Origin of the sequence: Pseudonocardia sp. D17, assembly GCF_036984265.1 — a bacterium.
GTDB classification, from domain to species: Bacteria; Actinomycetota; Actinomycetes; order Mycobacteriales; family Pseudonocardiaceae; genus Pseudonocardia; species Pseudonocardia benzenivorans.
In genome coordinates, this window is record NZ_BPRG01000177.1 from 1 (window position 1) to 17,795 (window position 17,795).

General features: G+C 67.8%; 15 protein-coding genes and 1 pseudogene. 10 read left to right on the forward strand and 6 right to left on the reverse strand.

Annotated elements, in window-relative coordinates; translation table 11 throughout:
* Positions 1–547 precede the first annotated feature (547 nt).
* A complete protein-coding gene (locus PSD17_RS25050; protein WP_339124792.1) occupies positions 548–1,078 on the reverse strand; it encodes a hypothetical protein in 531 nt (176 codons plus the stop codon).
* 236 nt (positions 1,079–1,314) lie between these two features.
* Here PSD17_RS25050 and PSD17_RS25055 point away from each other — a divergent pair.
* From PSD17_RS25055 to PSD17_RS25100, 10 genes and pseudogenes are all read left to right on the forward strand, one after another.
* Positions 1,315–1,823: pseudogene (locus PSD17_RS25055) on the forward strand (IS5 family transposase); the annotation flags it as partial.
* Positions 1,824–1,983: 160 nt separating this feature from the next.
* Positions 1,984–3,477 (forward strand): aldehyde dehydrogenase family protein, encoded by a 1,494-nt coding sequence (locus tag PSD17_RS25060; RefSeq protein ID WP_339124793.1) that lies wholly within the window; start codon positions 1,984–1,986, stop codon positions 3,475–3,477.
* A gap of 28 nt (positions 3,478–3,505) precedes the next feature.
* The gene (locus PSD17_RS25065) at positions 3,506–4,630 is read left to right on the forward strand and encodes a zinc-binding dehydrogenase (protein WP_339124795.1); all 1,125 of its coding nucleotides are present in this window, start codon (positions 3,506–3,508) and stop codon (positions 4,628–4,630) included.
* A gap of 35 nt (positions 4,631–4,665) precedes the next feature.
* Positions 4,666–6,765 carry a hydantoinase/oxoprolinase family protein gene (locus tag PSD17_RS25070; protein ID WP_339124796.1) on the forward strand — a complete coding sequence of 700 codons (2,100 nt, stop codon included), beginning with the start codon at positions 4,666–4,668 and terminating at the stop codon, positions 6,763–6,765.
* Positions 6,766–6,774: 9 nt separating this feature from the next.
* Positions 6,775–8,751, forward strand: coding sequence for a hydantoinase B/oxoprolinase family protein (locus tag PSD17_RS25075; protein WP_339124798.1), 1,977 nt, complete (start codon positions 6,775–6,777; stop codon positions 8,749–8,751).
* A 7-nt stretch (positions 8,752–8,758) separates the two neighbouring features.
* Complete coding sequence (locus PSD17_RS25080) at positions 8,759–9,013, forward strand: hypothetical protein (protein ID WP_339124800.1); 255 nt, start codon at positions 8,759–8,761, stop codon at positions 9,011–9,013.
* Positions 9,014–9,525: 512 nt separating this feature from the next.
* A complete protein-coding gene (locus PSD17_RS25085; protein ID WP_339124801.1) occupies positions 9,526–10,446 on the forward strand; it encodes an AraC family transcriptional regulator in 921 nt (306 codons plus the stop codon).
* 131 nt (positions 10,447–10,577) lie between these two features.
* On the forward strand, positions 10,578–11,627 hold the full coding sequence (locus PSD17_RS25090; RefSeq protein WP_339124802.1) for an LLM class flavin-dependent oxidoreductase: 1,050 nt from the start codon (positions 10,578–10,580) through the stop codon (positions 11,625–11,627).
* Between the two features lie 5 nt (positions 11,628–11,632).
* Entirely contained in the window at positions 11,633–12,181 is a 549-nt protein-coding gene (locus PSD17_RS25095; RefSeq protein ID WP_339124804.1) for an NADPH-dependent FMN reductase, read from the forward strand.
* Positions 12,166–13,062: an alpha/beta fold hydrolase gene (locus PSD17_RS25100; protein ID WP_339124805.1), complete on the forward strand. Its 897-nt coding sequence runs from the start codon at positions 12,166–12,168 to the stop codon at positions 13,060–13,062. The genes PSD17_RS25095 and PSD17_RS25100 overlap by 16 nt, the downstream gene beginning before the upstream one ends.
* A 42-nt stretch (positions 13,063–13,104) precedes the next feature.
* Here PSD17_RS25100 and PSD17_RS25105 read toward each other — a convergent pair whose 3' ends face one another.
* From PSD17_RS25105 to PSD17_RS25125, 5 genes are read right to left on the reverse strand one after another with little or no spacing between them, the layout of a single operon-like run.
* On the reverse strand, positions 13,105–14,274 hold the full coding sequence (locus tag PSD17_RS25105) for a Gfo/Idh/MocA family oxidoreductase (protein WP_339124806.1): 1,170 nt from the start codon (positions 14,272–14,274) through the stop codon (positions 13,105–13,107).
* Positions 14,274–14,459, reverse strand: a complete 186-nt coding sequence (locus PSD17_RS25110) for a hypothetical protein (RefSeq protein ID WP_339124807.1) — start codon at positions 14,457–14,459, stop codon at positions 14,274–14,276. Before PSD17_RS25110 ends, PSD17_RS25105 begins: the two co-directional genes overlap by 1 nt.
* Positions 14,456–15,709, reverse strand: a complete 1,254-nt coding sequence (locus PSD17_RS25115) for an aromatic ring-hydroxylating dioxygenase subunit alpha (RefSeq protein WP_339124808.1) — start codon at positions 15,707–15,709, stop codon at positions 14,456–14,458. Before PSD17_RS25115 ends, PSD17_RS25110 begins: the two co-directional genes overlap by 4 nt.
* Positions 15,710–15,755: 46 nt before the next feature.
* Complete coding sequence (locus PSD17_RS25120) at positions 15,756–16,589, reverse strand: alpha/beta fold hydrolase (protein ID WP_339124809.1); 834 nt, start codon at positions 16,587–16,589, stop codon at positions 15,756–15,758.
* Positions 16,590–16,599: 10 nt separating this feature from the next.
* Positions 16,600–17,667 carry an extradiol ring-cleavage dioxygenase gene (locus tag PSD17_RS25125; RefSeq protein ID WP_339124811.1) on the reverse strand — a complete coding sequence of 356 codons (1,068 nt, stop codon included), beginning with the start codon at positions 17,665–17,667 and terminating at the stop codon, positions 16,600–16,602.
* Positions 17,668–17,795 lie beyond the last annotated feature (128 nt).

Genomic DNA, 17,795 nt, shown 5'->3' on the forward strand with positions numbered 1-17,795 from the left:
GAGCACTCTCTACCTACGCACCACGCCGAACCCACACCAAGCCCGGTGGATTCAGGCTCAGCCGGGTCGAAGGCGCCGAACACAAAGTTGTGCCAGCTCGACGCCATGCTCTGCACGGCGGCCGCGTAGTACGGCTCGAGCGGAAGCTCCCCGATCGTCCAGCCGTACGCCACGGCGGTTCCTGCCACTACCGCGGCGACCGCGACCGACGGCCACCGAGAAGGCCGCGGCGGCGAGCTGCCCGAGGCGGGCCCGGCAGGGGCCGCCCCCGGATCCGAGACGGAGCCGTCCGTGATCACCACGCCCACATGATGCAGAGCGCGAAAAGCTCATCCCGGTTGGGCTACCCGGGAGCGAGAAAGCGCCGCCCTGCCCCACATGACACGCCACCGCTCAACGAGATGCAGGTAGGCGCCCTCCTCGCGCTCGGCCAGGACTACCTCGTTGATCCCCTTGGCTCTGGTGACCAGCCCCTGTCGTCATCGCTCGTCTGACCTTTCGAGGTCGGGGTGTGGTCCCCACATGGCGCCGAAGCGCGAGGCCAGCCTCAGGTATGCGGCCGCCGTCGGGGGATCCAGGACGAGCTCCTCGGCGGCGCCGGCCGTATTGAGCTGCTCGTAGAGGCGTTCGGCATCGTTGTCCACGCGAGATCGAGCAAACCGTGCAGCCTGGCGAAGGAGGCGATGATGTCGGCCGGCGTCGTGCCGGCGACCGCAGCGGGAGGAGCGGCGTCGGAGAAGTCCACGAGCGCTCCGGTGATCTGCGGATCTCCGGTCAGCAGTCCAGCTCCCAGCGCCCGGATCGCTTCACCCATGGTCGCGAGATCCGCGGCGTGGAGTTCGACCACGGAAAGCCGGAGATACTCGGCTCGCCACTCAGGGGCGAACAGTCGCGGAGCCGTCCGCTCCTGAGTCGGCTTGAGGAGCACCCAGATCCGGTCCAGGGCCTCGAGCCCGAAGCCATCGGCAAGCACCGACGGCAGCTCACTTTCCAGCGTTTCGTCGACGAGCGCGATGAGCATCTCCGTGAGGTCGCTGACGACCTCGATGACCGCGTCACCGAGGTCCGGAACGACCACACGCCTGGTATTCATCCTGGTCAGAAGCCTAGCGCCGGGCACTGACAATCCTTCGCCCGATCGTTGGGGCCGTTCTCGCCTATCCAGCGGAGGAACCTGAGCGTCGAACCGCCGAACTGTGTCCTGAGCCGGTCATGGGAGGACCTTCTGGGCGTGGCCGGGCGTAAGAGCTCGCTTCACATGATCTCGGCGTGTCTGCTGTAGACAGCTGATGAACTCGGCCAGGCTGTCGGGCCGTGGTGGAGGATCTTGTTCCGGACTCGTTGTGGGAGCGGGTCGCGCCGCTGCTGCCCGCGCGGGCGCCGCGGCGGCGCCGGTTCCCCGGGCGGCTGCCGGTGGACGACCGGGTCGCGCTGGCCGGGATCGTTTATGTGCTGCGGACCGGGATCACCTGGAACCAGCTGCCGGCCGCGATGCTCGGCTGCTCCGGGGTGACCTGCTGGCGGCGGGTGCGGGACTGGACCGAGGCCGGGGTGTGGCCGGCCCTGCATGAGCTGCTGCTCGCCGAGCTGCGCGCCGCCGGACAGCTCGACCTGGACCGGATGGCGGTCGACGCTTCGCACGTGCACGCGCTCAAAGGGGGGACCGCGTCGGGCCGTCCCCGGTCAACCGCGGACACCCCGGCTCCAAGCACCACCTGATCGTCGACGGCCACGGCCTCCCACTCGCGGTCACCCTGACCGGCGGCAACCGCCACGACATCACCCAGCTGCTGCGCCTGCTCGACGCGATCCCACCGATCCGCAGACACGCGCGCCGGGTCGCGGGCATCAAGGCATCGAGGCTGCCAAGATGCTATCGAGTAGTAATTATATTGGCTGTAGACTTTCTAAGTTTGGTAGATGTAGCGTGCCGATCCATGCTGGTCCCTCTGGTCCAGCGTTGGCCGTCTCGGGAGACTCTTTATGCAGCCCACGACCGCCGAGTTGCGCGTCGAGCTACAGGTCCTGCTCAAGCGGGACTGGCGCATGCTCATCGGAGGCGAGCTGGTACCCAGCGTCTCCGGCGAGACCATGACGACGTCCTCGCCGTCCGACGGGCAGCTCCTGGGAACGGTGCCGTCGGCCGGCGAGCCAGATGTGGAGCGTGCGGTACGCGCGGCGCAGGCGGCGTTCCCCGCGTGGCGCGACACCCCGTTGACCGAGCGGGCGGCAGTGATCCGCCGATTCGCGCTCGTCCTCCAGGAGCACGCGCGCGAGCTAGGTCTCCTCGACGCCGCCGACGTCGGCAACCCCATCAGCGCAATGATCGGCGACGTCGCCATGGCAGCGCGATGGCTCGAATACCAGACCGGGGTGGCCTTCGAGGTCAAGGGCTCGACGCTGCCGTCGATGAGCCGAAGCTGGCTGCTGACCCGACGGGAGCCCTACGGCGTCGTCGGCCGGATCATCCCGTACAACCACCCGATCCTGTTCGCCGCGGGCAAGATCGGCGCGCCGGTGGTCATGGGCAACACACTCGTGCTCAAGGTACCCGACCAGGCGCCGCTATCGGCGCTGTTCATGGCCGAGCTCGCGGCCGAGATCTTCCCACCCGGAGTGCTCAACGTGATCAGCGGGACCGGGGCGGTCACCGGCGATGCCCTGGTACGGCACCCGGAGGTCAAACGGATCGCCCTGATCGGCAGCGTCCCCACCGGCCAGCGTGTCCAGGCCGCCGCCGCGGGGGCCGCCATCAAGCACGTCAGCCTCGAGCTCGGCGGCAAGAACGCCATGATCGTCTGTCCGGACGCCGATCTGGACGCGGTGATCGAGGGCGCCGCATTCGGCATGAACTGCCACTGGTGCCAGGGTCAGTCCTGCGGGTCGACTACACGGCTGTTTCTGCATGAGGACGTCCACGACGAGGTGCTCGAGCGACTCGTCGAGCGACTGCGCATGATCAGGATGGGGGACCCGCTCGACCCGGCCACCGAGATGGGATGCCTGGTATCGGAGCAGCAGTTCGACAAGGTCATCTCCTACATCGCCGTAGGTCACGAGGACGGCGCGCGCCTCGTCACGGGCGGTGGCAGGCCGACCGCGCCGGAGCTCGCCGACGGGTTCTTCGTGGAGCCCACCGTGTTCGCCGACGTCGACATGGGCATGCGCATCGCGCAAGAGGAGATCTTCGGTCCGGTGCTGTCGGTCCTGCGCTGGCGCGACATCGATGACGTCGTCGCACAGGCCAACGCGGTGCCCTACGGGCTGACGGGGGCTGTCTGGACCCGGGACATCCAGACCGCGCTGTCGGTAGCCGACCGGCTGGACACCGGTTACGTCTGGGTCAACGGATCCGGCAGCCACTTCCTCGGCGCGCCCTTCTCCGGCCACAAGAACAGCGGCACGGACTCCGAAGAGGGCATCGAGGAGCTCGAGAGCTTTACACAGATGAAGACGGTGAACATCACCGTCCGGTGATCTACAGCCGAGCCTCGGAGGTCCGTCAATGCCGACGCCATCCCAAACCACCGCTGCCGTTCTGGTCGATTACAACGTCCCGCCCGAGCTCCGCTCGCTGCCGGTACCAGAACTTGAGCCGGGCGCCGCCCTGGTGAAGGTCGAGGCCAGCACGATGTGTGGAACCGATGTCCACATCTGGCGCGGGGAGTACGCGGCCGGGGGATTGTCGAAGCTGCCACTGGTGCCTGGACACGAAATTGTGGGCCGGGTCGTCGCGCTTGGCAGCGAGCGCCGGGTCGACGCGCTCAACCGGCCGCTGGCCGAGGGAGACCTTGTCGCCTGGTCCTACGCGTGGTGCGGGCATTGCTATTGGTGCACCATCGCCAAGCAACCGACCCAGTGCGAGAGTGCCCGAATGTACGGCTGGGGCCCGGCCGACCAGGCGCCCTACATCACCGGCGGGTTCTCCGAGTACGCCTACGTGATGCCGCCGTGCAGCATGATCAAGGTGCCAGACGGGCTCGACCCGGCGGTGGCGGCGTCCGCGACCTGCGCGTTCCGCACGATCATTCACGGCTACGAGAAGATCGGCCGAATCGAGACTACGGACACCGTGGTGATCCAGGGCAGTGGGCCGATTGGCCTCTACGCCCTCGCCTACGCCGTCCAGTCCGGTGCCCACCGCACGATCATGATCGGGGCACCCACCGCGCGCCTGGACATCGCGAAACGCTGGGGCGCAGAGGTCGCCCTCGACGTGACGGGCAGCAGCGTCGAGGAGCGCCACGCCCGCGTCCACGAGCTCACCGACGGCCGAGGCGCCGATCTTGTCGTGGAGTGCAGTGGCGCCAACGCGGCGTTCGTCGAGGGGATGGACCTCGTCCGACGGGGCGGCCGCTACCTCGTCATCGGCGCGTCAGAGCCGAGGCCGGTCGAGATGCGCGCCACCTACTTCAACCTCCGGCAGCTCACCGTGGCCGGAACCATGAGCGGCGACATCTCGCACTACTACCGGGCGCTCCAGTTCCTGCACGACCACGGAGACCGTTTCTCCTTCGGCGACCTGCTGGGTAGCCGGTTCACGCTCGACAAGGTCGGCGACGCGCTGCTCGGCATGGAACAGATGCGCGAGATCAAGCCCGTGATCCTCCCGTCCGCTCCCACGTCCTGACGCGAGTCCCATCCCACCCGAACCTGGAGGAATCCGTGCCCTACGTCATCGGTATCGATGTCGGAGGGACCTTCACCGATGCGTTCGCTGCAGACGACAGCGGCCGGGTCTACTCAGCGAAGGTCCCTTCGAGCCCGCCCGACTTCTCCCGCGGCGTGCTCAACTCCATCGACGCGCTCGCCGACAACATCGGCCGCGATGTTGCAGCGGTGCTCGCCGACACCGCCTACATTTCGCACGGCACGACGTCGGCGCTCAACGCGCTCGTCACCGGCGACGTCGCGCAGGTCGGCTTCATCACCACGCTCGGCCACCGCGACTCGATCTACATCATGAATCTGGAGGGCCGGTACGCCGGCCTGGGTCCCGAGGAGATCCAGGACATCACGGCGACGCGCAAGCCACCGCCGCTGTTGCCCAAGCGACGGGTCAAGGAGGCGATCGAGCGGATCGACCACAAGGGCTCGGTCGTCGTACCGCTCGACGCGGACGCCGCCCGCGAGTCGATCCGCCAGCTGCTCGCTGACGGCGCCACCGCGATCGCCGTCTCGCTGCTGTGGTCGTTCCGCAACCCGATCCACGAGCAGCGGATCCGCGAACTGGTGCACGAGATCGCCCCGGACACCTACGTCGCGCTGTCCAGCGAGATCAGCCCTCGGATCCGCGAGTACCCGCGCAACGTCACGACGCTTATGAGCACGCAGATCGGTCCGACCCTGCGTGACTACCTGGAGCCGCTGTCGCGTGACCTCACCGAGCGCGGCCTCCGCGGCCCGCTGCTGATCATGCAAGGGTCCGGCGGCACCGTCTCGGCGCAGGAGGCGCCGGCCAACGCGATCACGACCATCGGCTCGGTGCTCACCGGTGGCGTGATCGGTGCCCGCAACCTGGGGCAGCAGCTGGGCCACAGCAACATCATCTCCACCGACGTCGGCGGCACGACGTTCCTCGTCGGCATGATCGTTGACGGCGAGCCGGTGTTCAGCTCGATGACCACACTCAACCAGTACCAGCTCAACGTAGCGATGATGAAGGTCGCCACGATCGGCAGCGGCGGCGGCGCGATCGCCTGGCTCGACGACGGCGGCAACCTGCGCGTGGGTCCGCGCAGCGCCGGGGCTTCCCCCGGGCCAGCATGCTACGGGCAGGGCGGCACCGAGCCAACTGTCACCGACGCGGACCTGGTGCTCGGCATCCTCAATCCTGGCTTCTTCCTGGGCGGCTCGAAGAAGCTCGACCTCGAGCTCGCGCGCGAGGCGTTGAAGAAGAACATCGGGGACCCGCTCGGGCTGACCGCCGAGGAGGCCGCAGCGGCGGTGTACGCCATCCAGAACTCGCAGACCGCCGACCTGGTCCGCACCGTGGTGGTCGGAGCCGGGCACGACCCTCGGGACTTCATGATGTACGCGTTCGGCGGGGCGGGCCCGGTGCACTGCGCCGCCTACGGTGCCGAGTTGGGCGTGCAGGCGATCCTGGTCCCGCTCGGCCAGACCGCGGCCACGTTTTCCGCCTACGGCCTTGCCTCCTCCGACGTGGTGCTGTCGGTGGAGCTGTCTGACCCGACGAACTTCCCGGTAGACGCGGCGACAGTGGACCAGAACTTCGCCGAGCTCGAGGAGGAGGTACGGCGCCGGCTCGCCGCCCAAGGCGTGCAATACCAGGACGTGACGGTCACCCGCGAGATCGACGCCCGCTACACGATGCAGATCTTCGAGGTTCCCACGCCGGTTGCGGAGGGGCCGATCGACGACGCCGCGGTGCAACAGATTGCCGACGACTTCGAGGAGCGCTACGCCATGTTGTACGGCAAGGGCACCGGATTCCGCGAGGCGGGCCTGCAGTTCATCACCTACCGAGTCTTCGGGACCGGCCGGATGCCGTTCAAGCCCGAGCTACCCGACACCGTGATCTCCGAGCAGGAGGGCCCGCCGCCGATCAAGGAGCGGCGGCGCGCACTGCTGGACATCCGCGCCGGGTGGCAGGAGGTCGACGTCTACGACTACGCGCGGCTGGGCAAGGACAGCGCATTTACCGGGCCGGCGATCGTAGAGGCCCCGACCACCACCGTCGTCGTGCCGCCCGACACCTCGGCCACAGTCGACGGGCTGGGCAACCTCGTCATCCGCTACCAGTAGGAGCTGATCATGCCGTTCATGCCCGTTCCCGGCTCCGAGGTCTTCTCCAGCAGGGTCCGCAGCTCCGAACAAGTGCTGGCGACGATCCCGCCGGAGCTGCCCCTGCACCGCGTGGTGCCCGATGTCGCGGAGAAGATCGATGCACTCACCTACGAGGTAATTCGACACCGCCTGTGGGCGATCACCGACCTCATGGGCCAGGCGCTCAAGCAGATGTCCGGGTCACTCGTGGTCACCGACTGCAACGACTTCGACGTCGCGCTCACCGACGAAATCGGTGACATCGTCCAGATCGGGCCGTACAACACCGAGCTGGCCGCCGCCGTCGACCTGGCGATCAAGTGGATCCTCGAGCATCGCTCGGGGAACCCCGGGATCCACGAGGGCGACATGTTCCTGTGCAACGACCCGTGGGTGGGCGGCGGGCTGCACCAGAACGACGTCGCGGTGTTCGCGCCCCTGTTCCACCAGGGCAAGCTCTTCGCCTGGACGGCCGCCATCGCGCACCAGGCCGACCTCGGCGGCGTGTCGCCGGGGAGCTGGACCCCACGGGCGGAGGACGTGTTCTGGGAGTCGCTGCCTACCCCTCCGGTCAAGATCGTGCGGAACTTCGAGATCCAGCGCGACGTGGAGGATGTCTACCTGCGGCGGTCGCGGGTGCCGAAGATGGTCGGACTCGACCTGCGAGCGAAGATCGGCGCGAACCGGGTAGGTCACGAGCGCATTGCCCAGCTGATCACCAAGTACAGCGCCGAGACGGTGAAGGCCGCCATGCAGCGCCAGCTCGACGACGCCGAGCAGCGGCTTCGGGCCAAGCTGGACAAGATCGCCGACGGGACCTGGAGTGCGGTCAGCTATCAGGAACAGTCCATGAAGGACGATCGTGGCCTCCACAAGGTCGTGTGCACGCTGAGGAAGACCGGCAGCGAGCTGGTGTTCGACTTCACCGGGACGTCGCCGCAATCGGGCATGATCAATTGCCCGTTCTCCGGCATGTACGGCGGCGTGATGTCGGCAGTGCTGCCGGTGCTGTGCGGCGACATCCCGTGGGCCGCGGGCGGGATCCGGCGCTGCATCAGCTTCGTCACCGAGGAGGGCACCCTGAACAACGCCACGTTCCCGGCAGGGGTAGGCAAGGGCTCGGTAGCCTCATCGTGGGCGACCATGAACGCGGCGACGGAGTGCCTGTCGACCATGCTCGACACATCGGTCGAACTGCAAGGTCAGGTCCAATCGGTCTGCTGCGGCACCTGGGACCTGTGCGTGATGGCCGGCTTGGACCAGCGTGGGCAACCGTTCGCAACGATGATCACCGACTCGATGGGCGGCGGGTTCGGCGCTGGCAACGACCACGACGGCGTCGACACCGGCGGCCTGCTCCTCATCCCGATGGGCAAGATGCCCGATGTCGAGATGAACGAGTTCATGCTGCCGATGCTCTACCTGTGGCGCCGGGAGGAGGCCGACAGCGGCGGACCGGGCCAGTTCCGCGGCGGGGTCACGGGTTCGCTGTGCTTCGTCCCGCACGACACGCCCGCCCCGCTGGCGCAGATCGTGTCCGGCGCGGGCAAGGCAGTGCCGCAGAACGTGGGACTTGCGGGCGGCTATCCGGGCAACAGCCAGGCCGACATTGCGATCCGGGGCTCGAATGTGGCGGAGTTCTTCGCCCGCGGCGCCATCCCGACCACCTTGGATGAGATCGGCGGCGAGTACGTGGTGCTGGCCTGCGAGGACGAGGTGCTGCTGTCGCCCGGCGATGTGCACTACATGTGTTGGCAATCTGGGGGCGGGTACGGCGATCCGCTGCTGCGCGAGCCGGCGCGGGTCGCGCACGATGTTGCTGAGTTCCGGGTGACCGACCAATCCGCACGTTCAATCTACGGGGTGGTGCTGGGCCCGAGCGGGTCCGGCGTCGACGCCGCGGCCACCGAGGTGCTACGTGCCCAGATGCGGGACCGCCGCCGCGAGCTGGCGATGAAGGGCTGAAGACCACATGACCCGCATCAACGCCAACGTCGCACGCGGCACCACCGGTGCCCTGTCCTGCTCTCACTGCCGACAAGAACTTGAGGGCACGCCGGACGACTACCTCACTCACCTCCCCCACTACGAGGGCCCGGTCACCGAGGCCGGGCCGCAGGTCTTCCCGGACTCGGCGGTGTATATCGACGCTGAGGTGGTCTTCCGTCAGTACTACTGTCCGGGCTGCTACACAGCGTTCCGCACGGAGGTCGTGCCCCGGGTGTGAGCGGCACGAATTCTCGGAATTCCGGCCCGGGCGAACCGATGCCAGCAAGACCCCGGCACCGGGGCGCTGACCGCTTCCGACACGGGAACGGTCGGCGTCGGTCCCGGCCTGTGCGACCACACGTGTTCCATCGATTGCCACGCAGATCTGCCTCCAGGTCAGCCAGCACCTGGCGACAGTTGGTTCCGCAGATCATCGAGGTCGGTCGGGAGCGGGGGCGTTGCGTACCGCCGGACCACTCGATGTTCGAGGCCGGGATGTTGGAGGCCGAGCGGCGGGCCTACCTCGCCGATGCCGTCGACACCATCGAGAGACAACGAGGAGCCTGGTCGAAGGGCCGGCTCGGGCCGACACTGATTTGACCGGCGGGAGGGCAACCCATTTCAGAACGACCAGAGATCTCCTCTGTTTTGTGGAGAGCAACGAGTGGTCGACAGAGCGTGCCTCACCCCCACGCTCGAGCAGAGCCGCTCTCTGCGCACGCGATCGTGCATAGCTCGGCGCTCGACGAGGTGCGCGAGATCGTGCCGCGCGTCTACGCGCCCCATCAGACCATCGTGCTCGAACGGCGAAAGCCCCTGCGCGCGGTGCTCAACGCCGCCGTCGTCGGCGACACGACGGTCGGCTACCTGCGATACGGCACCGAGATCCGGATGATCCCGGCACCGCTCTCGTCGTGCTATCACATCAACCTGCCTCGGGAGGGTTTCACGGAATCGACGAGCGGACGCGACTCGATCATCAGCTCGCCAGGGCGGGCAGCCGTGTTCAGCCCGGGGCAACCGATGACCATTCGGTGGTCGCCCGACTGCGCCCAGCTGGCGGTGAAGCTGGACCGGGGGGCCCTGCAGACGGAGCTCGAAAGCGCCCTCGGTCGGCAAGTATCGACGGTTCGGTTCGATCTCGGCATGGACGTTACGAACGAGGCCGGGCGCAGCTGGCTGGCCGCCCTATATCTGGTGCTCGCCGAGATCGAACGGCCCGAGAGCGGGATCCACCAGCCGCACGCGGGCGCTCACTTCGCCGGCTTGCTCATGACGACGCTGCTGTTCGCCCACGCGCACAACCACTCTGAGGCTCTTCGTCGCCCTGTGGGCGCGGCCCGGCCGCGGGCGGTGCACAAGGTCATGGAACTGGTGGACGCCCGGCCTGAGGAACCGTACTCGGCCGGGGATCTGGCGGCCCACGCCGGCGTCAGCCTCCGCGCGCTGCAGGCGGGCTTCAGACGGGAGCTGGGGATGTCGCCCATGACCTACCTGCAGGACGTCCGCCTCGCGCGGGCCCACGCCGCGCTCGTCGAGGCCGAGCCTGGGGAGGTGACGACCACCGAGGTCGCCTACCGCTGGGGCTTCACCCACCTGGGTCGGTTCGCCGCCGGATACCGGAAGAAGTACGGTGTCGCACCCTCGCAGACACTGCACCGGTCGCCCTGAGGGGAGGGTTCCTCGCGTACGCAATCCGGAGAACGGGCGACGCAATCCGGATAGCCGACTATGGGAGCCGCCCGTAGCGTCGCGTCATTCCGTCCGGGACCCGGGGTCCGGGGTCCGAAGAGGAGAGACTGATGCGCATTGGCATGTTCATGCCCACCATGAATCAGAACTGGGTGTTCTCGAACACCTCACCCGTCTCAATGCCTGAATGGTTTCTTGCCGAGCAGGCCGCTCTCAAGGCCGAGCACTACAATTTCGATTTTCTGCTCTCGGCCGTGAAGTTCCGGGGTTTTGACGGCGACACCAGCCCGTGGAACTACTCTCTCGACTCACTCTCAGTGATGGCGGGCCTGGCCGTCTCGACCAAGCGCATCAAGCTCTTCGGCTCGATCGCCACGCTGCTGACGCCACCGGTCCTCGCAGCTAAGCAAGCAGCCACGATCTCCGACATGTCAGGCGGCCGATTCGGGCTCAACATCGTTACCGGCTGGGAGAAGCCTGAGTACACACAGATGGGCCTGTGGCCCGGTGACCAGCACTTTCAGACCCGCTATGACCACGCCGACGAGTATGTCCGAGTCATGCGGGAGCTCTGGGCGAAGGGGCAGTCCGACTTCCGCGGCACGTACTTTCAGATGGAGGACTGCCGCCTCGGTCCCACGCCGACCGCACCTATCGAGCTGGTGTGTGCAGGTCAGTCCGACCGAGGCATGCAGTTCTGTGCCGAAGTCGGCGACTACCAGTTCGTGGTTGGCAAGCCCGACGTCGAGAGCCTCGCCGTCCAGAATGTCCGACTGCAGGCGCAGGCGGACAAGGCGGGCCGTACGGTCGGCAGTTTCCCGCTCTTCCAGATCGTGCTGCGGGACAGTGTCGCGGAAGCCGAGGACGTCGTACAGGACTGGCGCGAGAACATGGACTTCCCCGCTGTCACGAACCTCATGGGGATCGCCCAGGAAGACCTCACCGAAAACGAGGAGTCGACGAAGAACCTGATGCTGGGGTCCGACGCCTTCATGATCTCCTTCCCGCTCGTCCTGGGCGACGCGAAGACCGTGGCCGAGAAGCTGCGTTCCTTCGGCGAGGTCCCCGGGACGGCGGGTGTCATGCTGTCCTTCCAGGATTACCTCTCGGATGTCGACCGTTTCGGCCGCGAGGTCATGCCCTTGCTGGCCGGCAGCTGATCCGGATGGGGCAGCCACTCCGCATCGTCACCGTAGTCGGCAATCCGAAGGTGGGCTCCAGGACCCGCACAGTGGGGGAGGAGGTAGCGCGTCAGCTCGCCGCGGAGCTCGATGAATGTGGGAGCGCCGAGTACGACACCATCGAGCTGGGGGACCTCGCCGACGAGCTGTTCGACCGGTCGTCGTCTCGCGTGGCCGCACGGGTGCGACAGGTGTCGAGTTCGTCGGTGGCGGTGGTCGTCTCGCCAACGTACAAGGCCACCTACACGGGCATGCTCAAGGCGTTTCTCGACTGGTTCGACCGCACAAGCCTGCAGAACACGGTGGTCGTTCCAGTGATGGTGGGAGCGGCTGCGCACCACGCCCTCGCCGTGGAGGTGCACCTGCGGCCCCTGCTGGTCGAGATCGGCGGCATCATCCCGACCCGGGGCCTCTATCTCCTGGAGAGCGAGCTCGACGAACTGGACCTGACAGTCGCCCGATGGGTGGCCGAGTCGGGCCCCGCCGTCGAGCGCCTCGCGTGGGAAAGAAGGCCGCAATGGGCGAACCGCTGAACCCGGACGACATCCGGTACATCACGGTAAACGGGATCCGCACCCGCTACCTCGACACCGGGTCCGGGACCCCAATCGTCCTCATCCACGGCGGTCACTTCGGCATCTTCGTCCCGATGGGGATCGAGGTCTGGAGCGCGACCGTCCACCCGCTGGCGCGGCACGGTCGCGTCCTGGCGTTCGACAAGCTGGGACAGGGATGGACCGACCTCCCCGCCGCCGACGAGAAATGGACGTTTGACAGCGTCCTCGAGCACGCCACGGCCTTCCTCGAGCAGTTAGACCTGACCGACATCACGCTCGTCGGCCACTCCCGCGGCGGCCTGCTCGCCACCCGGTTGGCGATGGAGCTGCCGACACGGGTCAGGAGGCTCGTCGTCGTGTCGAGTGCTTCCACCGCCCCGGCGCCTCCGGGGGAGTCGGACATGGGCTTCTATGACGAGGTGGAGCGCACCGCTCCGACCGATCTCGGGGCAGAAGGTGTGATCAGCCACTACCACTCCGCCCAGGCCGTCGCCGAGGGGCCGCTGTCGCCGGAGTACCTGCGCATCGCGGCGGAAATGATGGAGGGCGCCAACCACAAGGCGGCGGTGGACGCCTACACCCGAACCAGCGCCGAGCACTGGATTCCGAGTCTCGGACGTGCCAAGCGGAAGGTCTTCGACCATCTGGAGGGACCGGGCCTCGACATCCCCGTCCTCGTCGTCTGGGGCAAGGACGATCGCTCCGCGCCCGTCGAGCTCGGCCATCAGTTCTTCGATCTCCTCGCCAGGAGAACATCGGACTGCTCGATGTACGTCATCAACCGGGCCGGGCACCAGGTGTTCCGGGACCGCCCCGAGGCGTTCAACAACATGGTTGTGGGGTTCGTGAACACCTGAACCTCGGTGGCCGTCGGCACACGCCTTGATCACGACGTGCAATTACCGGCGTAGCGGCACCTGGTGGGCGAGGGGCACCTCGCTACGAGTCCGGGACGACTCGACGAGCGCTAGGCACACCTCGAGGTTGGCCAGGCCCCACCGTCCGTCGTGGACGGCCGGCGATCCCGTCCGGACGGCGTCCGCGAGCTCGGTGAGCATTGCGCTGCGGCCGACGGGCTCGCCGGCGAGGGAGATCTCCACGGCCTGCTCATCGCCGTAGACACGCAGGCCGTCGGGGGAGACCCGCACGTCGCCGCGCTCGCAGCTGACCACCACGAGCCCGAAGAACGGCTGGTGGGTGCCGCCGCGCAGCAGCTCCCGTTGCCGGCCGGGGGCGCCCGCGCCGCCGCGCTTGATATCTGCCTCGGCCGTGCCCGCCGCCGCCGCCAGCGTGCGGCGGGCAACCGCGTAACCGGCCATCGGCCTGCCGGCCTCGCCGATGCCGAACGTCAGCTCGGTACTGGGGAAATGGTCGTAGCCGCTGTAGACGATCGTGGCCGGGGTGCCGTCGTCGAACTCCAGAAAGGCGGAATACGCGCCCTGGCCGGGCCGCCCTGGGTCCCACTGCCCGACTTGACCCCGGACACTGTGCAGCAGGCCGCCGCCAAGGTAGCGGACGATGTCGACATGGTGGGCGCCCTGGCGCATCGGCGCGCCGCCGCCCATCGCTAAGTCCAGCTCGTCTGGCGTGCGCGGGCGGAACATCCAGTCGGTGTAGTACCAGGCGTTGACAGCCTGTAGCGCCCCCAGCTCGCCGGACGCCACGATCCGGCGCATCGCGCGCACAGGGGCCTCGAAGCTCTGTGAGTGGCCTACGAGCAGGACGCGTCCGGCCTCGTCGGCGGCCTCAACCATCGCCGCTGCCGAGGCCATCGACACTGCCATCGGCTTCTCGACGATCACGTGGTGCCCCGCGCGCAGCGCGGCGATCGTGTGCTCGGCGTGCAGGTGCGTCGGCGTGGCGACGTAGACGGCGTCCACCCCGTCCGAGGCACACATCTGCTCGACGCTCGCGAACACTGCCCGGCCTGGCCCGGCGAATGCCTCCCGCGCCGGTGCCGCGGGATCGGCTCCCGCGGCCAACACGAAGTCGGGATGGTGGTCGACGAACGGGACCAGCACGTCACCGGCCACGCCGAGGCCGGCGACACCCAGCCGCAGCGGCTCCATCAGTGCGCCGGCTCGTGGCCGAGCATCCGCTCGACCGGGACGACGTCCGCGGTGAACCGGCAGGCGCGACACCACAGGTGGAAGACCCGCGACTGCGCCGTCCAGTACTCCTGGACGAACGCCCCGACGTCGAGCAGCCGGCCGCAGTGCGGGCAGAACCCGACCTGGGGCCGCTCGTCGGTCATACCGGGGCTTCCTGCTGCTCGACCCGCTCGAACAGGTCCAGCACCTCCTCGGCGATGGGGCTGTAGCGACCCTGGCCCATCGTGAGGAATTCCTGACGGAACGCCCCTCCCGCGCCGAACTTCTTGCGTTCCTGCGGGAGCACGATGCACTCGTTCGCGGCCTCGTCGCGCACGACGCCCAGCGGGTCCCCGCCCTCTTGCACCAGGTCGAGCTGCTCCTGGAAGAGCCTGCGCAGCATGACTACCCCGATGTCGGACTTACCCAGATGCTCACGGCTGCGATCGGCGATCGGGCCCTGGCTGGACCATGCCATGATGTCCTGCCCGTCGACGAAGTCGACCAGGAAGTTTCCCTCGTCGTCGGTGAAGGGCACCGTGAATAGTGGGATCGACTCCTGCGGCTCCACGGTGTATTCGCCGTCGGGCTTGTAGACCGAATACCAGAAGTGCGAGGTGTGAGTGTCGTCGATCGGTACCCGGATCTGGAACTGGTAGTGCCCACCGCCGCCCACACGCAGCATGGCCGGGAACACCAGCGGGTGGCCGATCTTCCAGTCGTCGTCGTCCTCGCTCATGCCGTGCAGCACCCGGCGTTTGATGATGCCGTATTCGAACTGGTCGAAGGCGACCTTTTCATGCTTGCGGGCGAGGATCTTCGCCCGCGGATCGCCGGAGAGCTCGCGCACGAAGTTCATGTAGTGCCCGTGCAGCCACTCGACGTGGTGCGGGTCCACCGAATTCTCCATGACCTGCAGCCAGCTCATCGGCAGCGTGGCGTGCCCGATGTCCCGCAAGCAGTTGTCCCATACGAACAGGTCGAATCGGGGCAGCAGCGGCGCCGGGTCCGGACCCATGTAGACGAAGATCAGCCCGCCCAGCTCCTGGACCTGGTAGGTGACCGCGCGCACCCGGTTCTTGAACGTGCTGTCCGCGGGCTCGGCCGGCTGGTCGAGGCAGCGGCCGTCGCGGCCGAAATGCCAGCCGTGGTAGCCGCATCGCAGGCCCTCCTGCTCGACCACGGCGTACTGCAGCGACGCGCGCCGGTGCGGGCACTGCGCCTCGATGCAGCCCAGCGCACCGGTGCCGTCACGGTAGACGACGATGTCCTCGCCGAGCAGACGCCGCGCAATCGGGGTGCGTCCCAGCTCGGACACGGCCGCTACGGGGTACCAGTAGCGGCGAAGCAGCGTTCCCATCGGTGTGCCCGGACCCACGCGGGTCAGGCGCTCGTTCAACGCGGGCGACAGCATGTCGGCCTCACTTCCTCGTGTCGGCTCCGTGGTGGATGGGCGTGTGTCAGCCGGCGAAGAAGGTCGCCACCTCGCGGACGAAGTCCTCCGCACGCTCGATCTGGGTCCAGTGGCCGCATCGGCTGAACACGACGAGGTCGGCGCGGGGGAGCAGGCGCACTAGCCGCAGGCTGGTGGCCTCCAGGGGGATGACGCGGTCCTCGGCGCCGTGCAGCAACCGGATCGGGGCGGCGATCGCGCGCAGTTCGTCCCCGGACAGTGCCATTGCGTCGATGTGCCGCTGCCGCGGCGCGGCGAACGCCGCTGCGTAGCGCTCGTGTACGCCCGGAGCGATGCTCGCCTCGTACCTGAGCCGCACGAGGTCAGGGCCGATGATGTCGGTGTCGTGGGCGAACAGCCCTACGAGCTCGGCCATCGACTCCAGCGAGGGTTCGTAGCCCCACACCCGGTCGAGGCCGTCCGGGAGCGGAAAGGAGATGCCGACGGTACCCATGAGCACCATGCGACGCACCCGGTCTGGGTGCCGGTGGGCCAGTGCGAGCGCGAGCGCCCCGCCCATCGAGTTACCGACGATGTCGACCCGGTCGAGGCCGAGCGCATCGAGGAACCCGACGAGGTGCCGTACGCGCGTGTTGTGGGTGAGCTCGTGGGCGGTGTGCGTCTCCCCGAAGCCGGCGATGTCCGGCGCAAGGAGCCGATGGTCGCCGGCGAGCGGCGAGGCGAGGATGCCGCGCCAGTTGGCCGACGCCGAGACCCCGGGTCCTGAGCCGTGCACGAGCAGCACGGGTGGGCCATCGGTACGGGGAGGCCCGACGTCGTGGTAGGCGGTGTGGAAACCGTCGTACTCGACGTGGGGGAGGGCCGCCTGTGTGGAGGTCATGACGGCGCGTTCACGGCTCGTAGGTCGCGAAGACCTTGTTGGAGTTGAAGACGTCGGTTTGGATGAACTCCGACCAAGTGGGCGTGCTGCGCCCGAGGTGCTTCATCGCCCCGAGCAGCGGGAACCAGTTGAGCAGCTCCTGCTGGCCCGCGTCCTCGATACCCGTGAGCGGCGTGGAGCGCCAACGGTCGGTGTCGCCGGTGACGAGGGCGTCGTAGAGCGCGCGGTCGCTCTGCGTGTCGGGCCGTAGCCGCCAGTTCTTGTCGCAGATGAACGCGTGCGACCAGCTCGACGAGGCCACGAGCGCGACCCGCCATGGTGACTCGGCGAAGACCTCGGCGACGGTGGCGCCGATGTCGAACAGCCGTGACGGCTGCGGCGACGGGGGGTCGAGTTCGCGGACGTCACCGAAGGAGCTCATGAATCCCTTGTAGCTGACCACGCGGCGGCCGTAGCAGTTGATCGGGAATGGCAGGACCGGGTAATCGAAGCCTGCGCGGTGGTAGTCGAGGTAGAGAATCGCGTTGAGGAACGCGTGCGGCAGGCTCGGGTGGTGCAGGTGCTGATAGGCGTAGGGCATGTCGACGCCGCGCTCGAGCAGCTGCGTGGCCAGGTGCCTGCCGACGGCCGGCGCCCCGCGCACCGTTAGCTGATGGTCAGGGCCCTCGCCCCAGACGTTGGCCCGCCCCTTCATGTCCGATGAGTCGGCGGCGTGCGCCCAGGGGCGCACGTCGATGTCGTCGTAGGCGAGCACCGCGTAGGGCGGGATGATGTCCTCGCGGAAGTTCTCGTACTGGTCGTCGCCCCATATCACGACGACGTCAGGCCTGAAGTCGTCGATCGCCTGCCGTGTGCGCTCGAAGCCCTTGATCAGGGCGGCGCGGTGCTGTGTTGCACTGGACCGTCCCTCGTCCTCGTCCCACTCGCGGCGCATGAGCTCCGGCCAGTTCGCGGGGTCCTTCGCGTATGCGGGAATGTCCGGGTCCTGCAGGGTCCGGCGCAGGATGCCGGCCATGTCGTCGTCGGTTCCGCTGAACGGCGGGTAGTGGGACAGCCCGACCCCGAGCACCTCAGCCACTCCGGTCCTCCCTACGGGCGGCCGCCGGTCGGTCGCTTCCGTCCGAGATTAGTCATGATTAGAAACTATCGTCAAGCATTAGTATCTGGTGATGTGAAAGTCCCCCTGCCCTGCTGATAAACTTCGGC